The organism is Candidatus Enterococcus willemsii (assembly GCF_009933335.1).
Lineage (GTDB): Bacteria > Bacillota > Bacilli > Lactobacillales > Enterococcaceae > Enterococcus_F > Enterococcus_F willemsii.
Genome location: NZ_MAEL01000026.1, coordinates 1 through 2210 on the forward strand (window position 1 = coordinate 1; position 2210 = coordinate 2210).

Here is a 2210-nt window from a genome sequence, read left to right on the forward strand (position 1 = left end):
GTCGTATTAGAAATTTATCAAAGCGTACAATTAAAACGTATGATTATCAGATTTCAATTTTTGTTAATTATATGGAATCAGAGTTTGATGAATCAAATATTGTAAAAGTTAAGAAAATTCATATTAAAAAGTATGTTTTAGACTTACAGGAAACAAAAAAGGCTACTTACATTAATCAGTTGATTAAAACTCTTAAATTATTCTTCAAGTATATGGTAAGGGAGGAGTATATTGAGAAGAATATTGTTGAAGATATTTCTTATCTAAAAACAGAAAGGGCTTTGCTTAATACGTTTAATGACAGCGAAGTATCTAGTATGATTAGTTATTATGGAAAGAATAAAGATTTCATCTCTCAACGCAACAAAGTAATTATTGAGATATTTGCTGATTGTGGTTTACGTGCTCAAGAAGTTAGAGAACTTAAAAATGAGAACATGTTTGATACTTATATTAAATTTTTTGGCAAGGGAAGAAAAGAAAGGATAGTTCCTATTAGTCCTTACTTGTCCTATTCACTAAAAAAGTATAATCGAACAAAGAAAGGCTATTTCAATAATCTCAGAAGATATAGAGAAATCGATGATTATCTATTTGTGACTAAAAGTGGACAACAGCTTAAAAACAATGTTTTACTGGAAAAAATTGTTAATGAAGCAAGTTATCATGTTGGTGTTCGTGATGAAGTTCAGAGAAAATCTTGTCATTCATTAAGACATTATTATGCTCAAAAACTATTAAAGAGTGGTGTAAATCTCTATACAATTAGTAGATTGCTAGGACATTCCAACATTAAAACAACTCAAACATATCTTAATAGTTTAACGAATGAAGAGATATTAACAGATGTTAAAGGTATCACCCCATTAACAAGACTAATTGAAGAAAATAAACTTTAGTCTAAGTAGTGATGTAATATTGTTAGTACTATTACTAACATTCGTGGATGAAACTATTAAACAAGTAGAAGGAGTCAGCAATGAAGAAAGTAGCATACATCAGAACGTCAACAGGCAAGCAAACACTAGGTATAGAAGTCCAAAAAGAAGCCCTTAAAGCCTATAATCCAACTCACTGGTTCATTGAGCAAGTCAGTGGTCGTAAAGTTGATAGAGAGCAATTAAACAGAGCTCTAGACATCCTAGAAGAAGGAGATACGCTAATAGTCTACAAACTTGACAGGTTAGGAAGGAGCACTAAACAATTGGTCAATCTGATTAGTCAATTAGAAGAGAAAAAGATTCATCTTAATATCATTACGGAGGGGATTGACACATCAACAGCGACTGGGAAACTTATTTTTACAATCTTATCCGCAGTTGCAGAGATGGAAGCGAGTTTAATTTCAGAACGCACGAAACAAGCTCTAGCGATGTCGGATAACAAAGGTGGTAGACCGAGATTAAATAATTTAACAAAAGCTAAAGTGCTTGAAATGCATCGAAAACAGACTTACACAGTGAGCGAGATAGCACTTGAGCTTAATATTAGTGAAAGTAGTATTTATAGAATAGTTAGAACACATAAATTAAATAGTAACAAAGGTTGATAAACTTTTAGTAAGTATCGTATAATGATGTTAAGAAACGAACGTTTTTGACAGACGTTAAACAATAAAAAACTGACTCACTAAGAATCTTATGAACTCAACCTTTTTGGTTGTTTTTTGAGATTCTTTTTCTATTATATTCACTATTATCTAATTCGTTCGTTTTAGACATAGTCTAACAGTGTTAGTAATAGTGAAATATAGATTGAAGGGAGTTTATATAGGGGTAGCTTTTTACCAAAATTAGTAATAATGATTAAAGGTAATTATTAGCCCACACCTTACTTGCAACTATGTAGTTAATTAAAAAAATATATCAAAGGAGAGTAATTTATGAAAAATCCAAATTATTCAATTTTATTTCTTTTAGTTTTAATGATGTTGGTAGGTTGTACAAGTAATAACGAAAATGTGAGTACAAATACTTCAAAAACAGAATCACAAGAAAATGCGATTGAAGATTTAACTTTTTACGAAATATTTAATATTGGTGATGAAAGTAAATTTTCTGATGGAATAATCAATTTTTATGTGCTTGAAAACAATATAGATGATATTTCTAAGGATACAGGAGTTAGAAGCGTAATAGTCATTGATTATGAAGAAAAAAATATAAAAACATTTAGTTACTTAGATAAAAATATAAGAACTTTATCTGAAT

3 protein-coding genes and 1 pseudogene are annotated in these 2210 nt (G+C 29.6%); all 4 read left to right on the plus strand.

Annotated elements, in window-relative coordinates; translation table 11 throughout:
* A partial coding sequence (locus BAU17_RS03770) for a tyrosine-type recombinase/integrase (protein WP_161901491.1) occupies positions 1-899 on the plus strand: 899 nt, incomplete at its 5' end.
* 80 nt (positions 900-979) lie between these two features.
* A pseudogene (locus BAU17_RS03775) lies at positions 980-1378 on the plus strand (recombinase family protein); the annotation flags it as partial.
* On the plus strand, positions 1373-1549 hold the full coding sequence (locus tag BAU17_RS14310) for a helix-turn-helix domain-containing protein (protein ID WP_396000858.1): 177 nt from the start codon (positions 1373-1375) through the stop codon (positions 1547-1549). The pseudogene BAU17_RS03775 and the gene BAU17_RS14310, both read left to right, overlap by 6 nt.
* Before the next feature lie 333 nt (positions 1550-1882).
* On the plus strand, positions 1883-2210 hold a 328-nt coding region (locus BAU17_RS03780; RefSeq protein WP_161901493.1), incomplete at its 3' end, for a hypothetical protein.